An 8,108-nucleotide genomic window follows, 5' to 3' on the forward strand; every position below is an offset into this window, starting at 1 on the left:
CGTCTACATCGCGCTGATCGCGCTGTTCAGCCCGCTGCTCGGCGCCATCGCCCTGGCCAGCGCACTGCTGCTGGTGCTGCTGACCTGGCTGAACGAGCGCGCCACGCGCCAGTCGCTGGAGCGCGCTCAGCAGCAGATGCGCGACGCCGGGCAGTTCGTCGACGCCGCACTGCGCAACGCCGACGTGGTGCGCGCGCTCGGCATGGCGCCGGCGATGTCGCGCCGCTGGGAGTCGCTCAGCGGCCAGCTGCAGTCGCAGCAACTCGGCATCCAGCGCATCGCCGGCACGATCGGCTCGATGACGCGCTTCTTCCGCCAGTCGGTGCAGGTGCTGATGATGGCCGTCGCCGCCTGGCTGGTCATCCAGCAGCAGGCCACGCCGGGCGTGATGATCGCGGTGACCATCATCCTCGGCCGTGCGCTGGCGCCGGTCGAGTCGCTGATCGCACAGTGGAAGCAGCTGGTCGAGGCGCGCGTGGCCTGGCGCCGGCTGCAGGAACTGGTCGGCCAGGAGACGCAGAGCCGCTTCGCCGCGCTGCCGGACCCGACCGGGGCCGTCTCCGTCGAAGGACTGAGCTACCTGCCGCCGGGCTCGCAACGGGCCATCGTCCGCCAGGTCAGCGTCGAGATCACCCGCGGCGAGGTGCTGGCGATCGTCGGCCCCAGCGGCTCGGGCAAGTCGACGCTGGCGCGGCTGCTGCTCGGCGTGATTCCGCCCAGTGGCGGCCAGGTGCGCCTGGATGGCGCGGCGCTGACGCAGTGGGACCCGGACCGCCTCGGCCGCCACGTCGGCTACCTGCCGCAGGACGTGGCGCTGTTCGGCGGCAGCGTCGCCGAGAACATCGCGCGGCTCGGCGAGGTGCAGGACGCCTCGGTGGTCGAGGCCGCGCAGCGCGCCCAGGTGCACGAGATGATCGTGCGCCTGCCTCAGGGCTACGACACGCCGGTCGGCGAGGGCGGCCGCTGGCTGTCGGGCGGGCAGCGCCAGCGTGTCGGCCTGGCCCGCGCCCTGTACGGCGACCCGCGCCTGGTCGTGCTCGACGAACCGAATGCCCACCTCGACCACGACGGCGAGCAGGCGCTGGCGCGCGCCATTGCCGAGCTGCGCAGCCGCGGCACGACCGTGGTGCTGATCACGCAGCGCACGCAGATCCTCTCGGTGGCTGACCGCATCATGGTGATGCGCGACGGCATGGTCGAACGCATCGGCGTGCGCCAGGAGAAGCCCGCCGAGGGCCAGCCCGAGCAGGCCACCGCGGCGCCGGGCGTGGCCGCCATCCACGCCAACCGCGCGAGCTGAACATCGTGAGCGAACTGACCCTGCCCTCCCCGGCCACCTCGTCGACTGCGGTCCCCGCGCCCGACCTCGGCAGCACCTGGACCCGCAGCGCCGGTGCTGCCGTGCGCTGGGGCGTGATCTGCACCGTCGTCGCCGTGGGCGGCTTCTTCGCCTGGACGACGATGGCGCCGCTGGCCGGCTCGATCGTCTCCATGGGCCTGGTCAAGGTCGACACCAACCGCAAGACGGTGCAGCACCGCGACGGCGGCACGGTGCAGCGCATCCTCGTGCGCGAAGGCGAGGCCGTGCGCGCCGGGCAGCTGCTCGTCGAGTTGGCCGACACCCGCGTCGACGCCACGCTCGACCAGGCCAGCGCGCAGCTCGACGCGATGCGCCTGCGCCAGTTGCGCCTGAACGCAGAGCGCGAGTTCTCACCGGTGTGGCGACTGCCGGAGGCCTGGCGCAAGCGCCTGACCGAGCCCCGTGTGGCCGAGGTGGTGGCGCGCGAGCAGAGCCTGTTCAGCACGCGGCGCAGCGCGCTGGACGCGCAGATGCGCCAGATGCGCGGGCAGATCGACGAGGTGTCGCGCGAGATCGCGGCGCGCGAGCGTGAGGCCGAGTCGGTGCGCATGGCGCTGCAGCACATGCAGGAGGAAGTGCAGGTCAACGAGGCCCTGCTCGAGCAGCAGTTCGTCAACAAGACACGCGTGCTCGGCCTCAAGCGCGCCGCGGCCGAGTACCAGATGAAGGCCGGCGAGAACGCCGCCGAGCTGTCGCGCGCCAAGCGCAGCGCGACTGACCTCGAGCTGCGCATCAGCACCCTGCGCGACGGTTATGCGCAGGAAGCCAGCACCGAGCTGCGCGACGTCAGCAACAAGATCGTCGAGCTGGAGGAACAGCTGCGCACCGCCAGCGACGCGTCGAGCCGCCAGCAGATCGTCGCTCCGGTGGCCGGCCGCGTGGTCGACCTGCGCGTGACCACGGCGGGCGGCGCCATCGGCCCGCGCGACCCGATCATGGACATCGTGCCGGACGACAGCCCGCGCCTGGTCGAGGCGCGTGTCGCGGTCGACGCGGTCGGCGACCTGCGCAACGGCCTGCACGCCGACGTGCGCCTGACGCCCTACCGGCAGCGCGACACGCCGCTGATCGACGGCAAGGTGACCTACGTGTCGGCCGACTCGCTGACCGACCGCCAGACCGGCGCACCCTACTTCGTTCTCCACGTCGAACTCGACCGCGCCTCGCTGGAGCGAGCCGGCAACCCGGTCGTCTCGCCCGGCATGGGCGCCGAGGTCTACGTGCGCACCCGCGAGCGCTCGGCGCTGGACTACCTGCTCGAGCCGCTGATCAACGCCACGCGCCGTTCGTTCAGAGACCACTGAACCCGGCCGGCGAGCGGCGGCGGCGATACTCGCCGCATGTCTGCCCTGACACCGCGCATCGCCTTCATGCTGACCCTGCCGCCCCTGCTGTGGGCGGGCAACGCGGTGGTCGGCCGGGCACTGGTCGGCAGCGTGCCGCCGCTGGCACTCAACGCGATGCGCTGGTGGCTGGCGCTGGCACTGCTGCTGCCACTGGGCTGGCGGGTGCTGCGCGCGCCGGGGAAAATCGGCGCGCGCTGGCTGCACCTCGCGCTGCTCGGCCTGGTCGGCGTGGGCAGCTACAACGCGCTGCAGTACCTCGCGGTGCAGACCAGCACGCCGCTGAACGTGACGCTGATCGCCGCCAGCGCGCCGGTCTGGATGCTGCTGACCGGGTTGCTGTTCTACGGCGAGCGGCCGGGTGCGCGGCAGATCGGCGGCGCGGCGCTGTCGCTGGCTGGCGTGGCGCTGGTCATCTCGCGCGGCAGCCTGGAGACGCTGCGCCAGGTCACGCTGGTGCCCGGCGACCTGCTGATGCTGCTGGCCATCGCTCTGTGGTCGGTCTACAGCTGGATGCTGGCGCGGCCGCCGGCCTCGATGCGTGGCGACGACCGCCCCGCCTGGAACTGGGCCGAGTTCCTGCTCGTGCAGGTGCTGTTCGGTACCGCCTGGGCGACGCTGGGCGCGGGCGTCGAGGCACAGGTGTCGCCGGCAGCGATCATCTGGTCGCCGGGCGTGGTCGCGGCACTGGTCTACGTCGCGGTCGGGCCGTCGCTGATCGCCTACCGCGCCTGGGGCCTGGGTGTCTCGACCGTCGGCCCGGCGATCGCCGCCTTCTTCAGCAACCTGACGCCGGTGTTCGCCGGGGTGCTGTCCGCCGCGCTGCTCGGCGAGGCGCCGAGCTGGTACCACGCCGGCGCGTTCGCGCTGATCGCCGCGGGCATCGTCGTGTCGTCGCTGCCGCGGCGCTGATCAGGGCGCCGGCATCTGGTTGAGCATCAGCCAGTAGCTGCCCAGTTCGCGCGCCGCCTGCACGAAGTTCTCGAAGTCCACCGGCTTGACGATGTAGCTGTTGACGCCGAGCTGGTAGCTCTCGATCAGGTCGCGCTGCTCCTTCGACGAGGTCAGCATGACGACGGGAATCGCGCGCGTGCGCTCGTCGGCCTTCATGCGCGCCAGCACCTCCAGGCCGTCGACCTTGGGCAGCTTGAGGTCGAGCAGCACGAAGCGCGGCGCGTCCTCGATGCGCCGGTCGGCATAGGCGCCCTCGCAGAACAGGAACTCCAGCGCCTCGGCACCGTCGCGTGCGACGTGGATCCGGTTGGCGATGTTCGCCTTGCGCAGGCCGCGCAGCGTCATCTCCAGGTCCAGCGGGTTGTCCTCGACGATGAGGATCTCGAAGGCTTGTGCCACGGCCATCTCCGGATCCCTCAGCCCAATGTGAAGTGAAAGCTCGAGCCGCGGCCGGGTTCGCCGTGTGCGCGCACATGCCCGCCGTGCCGCTGCACGATGCGCTGCACGATCGCCAGCCCGACGCCGGTGCCCTCGAACTCGTCGGCCCGGTGCAGCCGCTCGAACACACCGAACAGCTTGTGCACATAGCGCATGTCGAAGCCGGCACCGTTGTCGCGGACGAAATACTCGACGACATCACCCTGGAGCCCGTGACCGACCTCGATCACCGCCACCTCGCGCTGCCGCGTGTACTTGACGGCGTTGCCCAGCAGGTTCACCCAGACCTGGCGCAGCAGCGCCGGGTCGGCGTCACAGGGCGGCAGCTCGCCGATGCTCAGCTCGATGCGCCGCCCCTGGCACTGCGGCGCGAGGCTGTCGTACGCATGGCGCGCCAGCTGCCCGACGTCGACCGGCCGGCGCGTCAGCGGCTGCCGGCCCAGGCGGGCGAACTCGAGCAGGTCGTCGATCAGCTGGCCCATCTTCTGCGCCGTGTCGCGAATGATGCCGAGGTAGCGCTGGCCGTCCGCCGGCAGCGCCGCGCCGTGGTCCTCGATCAGCGCCTGCGAGAAGCCGTCGAGCGCGCGCAGCGGTGCGCGCAGGTCGTGCGACACCGAGTAGCTGAACGCCTCCAGCTCCTTCACCGCCGCCTGCAGCTCGGCGGTGCGGTCGGCGACGCGGCGCTCGAGCTCGGCGTTCATGCGCTCGACCTCGTCCTCGATGGCGCGGCGCCCGGTGACGTCGGCGCACTGCAGCACGCCGAACAGCGGGCGGCCGGACTCGTCGTCGACCCGCGCACCGCTGTAGGCGAACACCTTGTGCCAGCCCTGCTCGCGATGGTGGATGCGCAACTCGTGCTGGCGCAGCGTCTCGCCGCGCATCACCCGGGTCAGCGGCCACTGCGAGTTCCGCAGCAGCGTGCCGTCGAGGTGGCGCAACTCGTACATCGTGCGCACCTGATCGGTGGTCAGGCCGTTGGCGGTGTCGGCCGTCATGTCGTGCATCGCCAGCGCCGCGGCGTTGAATCCGGCCAGGTGGCCGTCCGGCGAGCACAGCATCACGCCCTCGGTCATGTGCTCGAACACGGCTGCCAAGCGGGCCCGGCTGTCGAGCAGCGCCTGTTCGGTGCGCTTGCGCTCGCTGATGTCGGCCACCGTCCCGTGCCACAGCGTGCCGCCATCGGGCTCCGGCACCGGCCTGGAGTGCCCCTCGATCCACTGTTCGGAACCATCCGCCCGAACCATGCGGAACTCGGCCCGCCACGGCCGGCCCTCGAGCGCCGATGCGTTGATCGACGATCGCACCTCGTCCACGTCGTCCGGGTGGATGTTCTGGATGACCTGCGTCGCGTCGCGGGCCACGGTGCCGGTCGGCAGGCCGTAGAGCTGTTCGACGCGAGCGCTGCCAAAGGGAAAGGTGATGCTGCCATCGGCCGCGCGGCGGAAGGTGCACAGCACCGACGGCGCCACCTCGGCAATGGCGGTGATGCGCTTCTGCTCCGCCAGTAGCGCAAGCTGCGCCTGCTTGCGCTCGGTGATGTCCTCGGCGATGCCGTTGACGCGCGTCAGGGGCCTGCGCGCGCGACCACCCACATGCCCGACGTCGTGGATCCAGCGCACGGACCCGTCCGGCCGCACGACGCGGTACTCGACGTCGTAGCTCGCATGATCGGGGTCGGCCAGCCAGCGGCCGAAGCTCTCGACCACGGCTGCACGGTCGTCATCGTGGATGCACTGCGCCCACAGCCTCGGATCGTCGTACATGCCCTGCACCGGGCGGCCCCACACCGCCTCGAAGGCCGGGCTCACGAAGGACACGCGCTCCAGCGGCTGCAGGTCGATCACCCACAGCACATGGCGCTCGGCCGCCGCGAACTGCATGAACAGGTCGGCCATCTCCTGGATCGTCGGCGGCGTCGCGGCGATGGGGTCGTGCGGGGGCGTCGGGGGAATGCCCTTGTACTGCGGCTCGTGGCTCATGACCGGCAAGTGGTTGCCACGATTATCACGAATGACACCGCCGACCATTCGCGGGCTTTCGCCGATTTGTCCGCGCCGCGCGTCAGAACGTGCCGGGGTAGGCACCTCCGTCGAGCAGGATGTTCTGGCCGGTGAGATAGGCCGCGTGGCGGCTGCACAGGAAGGCGCACAAGGCGCCGAATTCGTCGGCCGTGCCCATGCGCTGCGCCGGAATCGCGACACGCCGCTTGTCGATCATCGCCTCGACGCTTTGCCCGCTCTTCGTCGCCGCCGCCTGCATCGTCGTGCGGATGCGGTCGGTGTCGAACCAGCCGGGTAGCAGGTTGTTGATCGTCACGTTGGCCGCGGCCAGCTTCGGCTGGCGCGCCAGGCCGGCGACGAAGCCAGTCAGGCCGCTGCGCGCGCCGTTGGACAGGCCCAGCGTGTCGATCGGCGCCTTCACCGCACCAGAGGTGATGTTGACCACGCGCCCGAAGCCGCGCGCGGCCATGGCATCGACGGTGGCTTTCATCAATTCGATCGGCGTCAGCATGTTGGCGTCGACGGCCTTGATCCAGGCCTCGCGGTCCCAGTCGCGGAAGTCGCCGGGCGTCGGGCCGCCGGCGTTGTTGACCAGGATGTCGACCTGCGGACAGGCGGCCAGCGCTGCCGCGCGCCCTTCCGGCGTGGTGATGTCGCCGGCCACCGCGACCACCTGCACGCCGGGAAACGCCGCGCGGATCTCCGCCGCGGTGGCGTTCAGCGTCTCGGCACCGCGCGCGGTCACGACCACGTTGACACCCTCGCCGGCCAGCGCCATCGCGCAGCCCTTGCCGAGTCCCTTGCTCGCAGCGCACACCAGCGCCCAGCGTCCTGCAATGCCCAGATCCATCTCGTGTCTCCCGCGGTAGTTGAAGTTCAGCGCCAGCGCGCCAGCAGCCAGACGCCGCCCAGCACCAGCGCCGTGCCGGCCGCCACCCAGGCGGTGAACGGCTCGCCGAGCAACAGCACGCCCATCAGGATGGTCGACATCGGGCCGAGCATGCCGGTCTGCGCGGTCAGCGTGGAGCCGATGCGCTCCATCGCCATCATGACCATCAGCACCGGCGCGAAGGTGCACAGCGTGGCGTTCAGCACCGACAGCCAGATCACCTGCGGCGCCACCTCGGTGGCCGCCGAGATCGGCCGCAGCACGAGGAACTGCACGATGCACAGCACGCAGGCCACGCTGGTGGCCAGGCCGGTCAGGCGCAGCGAGCCCAGGCGCTTGACCACCTCGCCGCTGTAGACCAGGTAGATCGCGTAGCTGAGGGCGCTGCCGAACACGAGCGCCGCGCCGAGCACGACGTCGCGCCCGGCGAGTTGCAGGTCGTGCGCGAAGACGAGCATCACGCCGCTGTAGCTGACCGCCATCGCTGCGAGCTGGCGGCCCGTGGCCTTGCGGCCGAACAGCAGCCAGCCGAGCAGCAGCACGATGGTCGGGTTGAGGTAGAGCACCAGGCGCTCGAAGCTGGCCGTCACATAGGCGAGGCCGGCGAAGTCGAGAAAGCTCGCCAGGTAGTAGCCGCTGAAGCCGAGGCCGAGGATGGCGAACTTGTCGTGCCGCGTCAGCGCTGGCTGGCCGCGGCTGGCCCACCAGGCCAGCGCCACGAACAACGGCAGCGCGAACAGCATGCGCAGCATGATCAGCGTCACCGCGTCGACGCCGTGCCGGTAGGCGAGCTTGACGATGATCGCCTTGCCCGAGAAGGCGATCGAGCCCGCCGCAGCAAGCGCGAGGCCCGGCAGCACGGACGCGGGAGGATGCTCGGCTGCAAGGGCGCGGGAGTTCATGGCCGGCAGGATTCTACGAGGCGCCCCCGCGGCGCGCGGGCGTGGGGCGACTAGGGCCTGTTAACACCAATTTCGCAGCGGTCGTTCTGCATTGACACTGTGTCGATGGAGATCACTGCAGCGCAATTCGCCCAGATCGAGCACTGCCTGCCTCGGCAGCGAGGCAACGTCAGCTTGTCGAATCTGCAGGTGCTCAACGCGATCCTGTACGTGGCCGAGCAT

At 70.8% G+C, this 8,108-nt stretch carries 7 protein-coding genes and 1 pseudogene; 4 read left to right on the plus strand and 4 right to left on the minus strand.

Annotated elements, in window-relative coordinates:
- The 3 genes from AAG801_RS38190 to AAG801_RS38200 form a co-directional block, all read left to right on the plus strand.
- Nucleotides 1-1,300: type I secretion system permease/ATPase (locus AAG801_RS38190; RefSeq protein ID WP_341893107.1), on the plus strand; the 1,300-nt coding region annotated here is incomplete at its 5' end.
- A gap of 5 nt (nt 1,301-1,305) precedes the next feature.
- Nucleotides 1,306-2,664, plus strand: a complete 1,359-nt coding sequence (locus AAG801_RS38195; RefSeq protein ID WP_341893108.1) for an HlyD family type I secretion periplasmic adaptor subunit — start codon at nt 1,306-1,308, stop codon at nt 2,662-2,664.
- Between the two features lie 36 nt (nt 2,665-2,700).
- A complete protein-coding gene (locus tag AAG801_RS38200; RefSeq protein WP_341893109.1) occupies nt 2,701-3,615 on the plus strand; it encodes a DMT family transporter in 915 nt (304 codons plus the stop codon).
- Here the strand turns inward: AAG801_RS38200 and AAG801_RS38205 are convergent, their stop codons facing one another.
- The 4 genes from AAG801_RS38205 to AAG801_RS38220 form a co-directional block, all read right to left on the minus strand.
- Nucleotides 3,616-4,062 carry a response regulator gene (locus AAG801_RS38205; protein ID WP_341893110.1) on the minus strand — a complete coding sequence of 149 codons (447 nt, stop codon included), beginning with the start codon at nt 4,060-4,062 and terminating at the stop codon, nt 3,616-3,618.
- Between the two features lie 11 nt (nt 4,063-4,073).
- Nucleotides 4,074-6,074 (minus strand): PAS domain-containing protein, encoded by a 2,001-nt coding sequence (locus AAG801_RS38210; RefSeq protein WP_341893111.1) that lies wholly within the window; start codon nt 6,072-6,074, stop codon nt 4,074-4,076.
- Between the two features lie 82 nt (nt 6,075-6,156).
- Entirely contained in the window at nt 6,157-6,945 is a 789-nt protein-coding gene (locus AAG801_RS38215) for an SDR family oxidoreductase (RefSeq protein WP_341893112.1), read from the minus strand.
- A gap of 26 nt (nt 6,946-6,971) precedes the next feature.
- Nucleotides 6,972-7,886: a DMT family transporter gene (locus AAG801_RS38220; protein WP_341893113.1), complete on the minus strand. Its 915-nt coding sequence runs from the start codon at nt 7,884-7,886 to the stop codon at nt 6,972-6,974.
- A 105-nt stretch (nt 7,887-7,991) separates the two neighbouring features.
- Between AAG801_RS38220 and AAG801_RS38225 the strand changes: the two are divergent.
- Nucleotides 7,992-8,108: pseudogene (locus AAG801_RS38225) on the plus strand (IS5/IS1182 family transposase); the annotation flags it as partial.

This window comes from Variovorax sp. YR752, assembly GCF_943372545.1.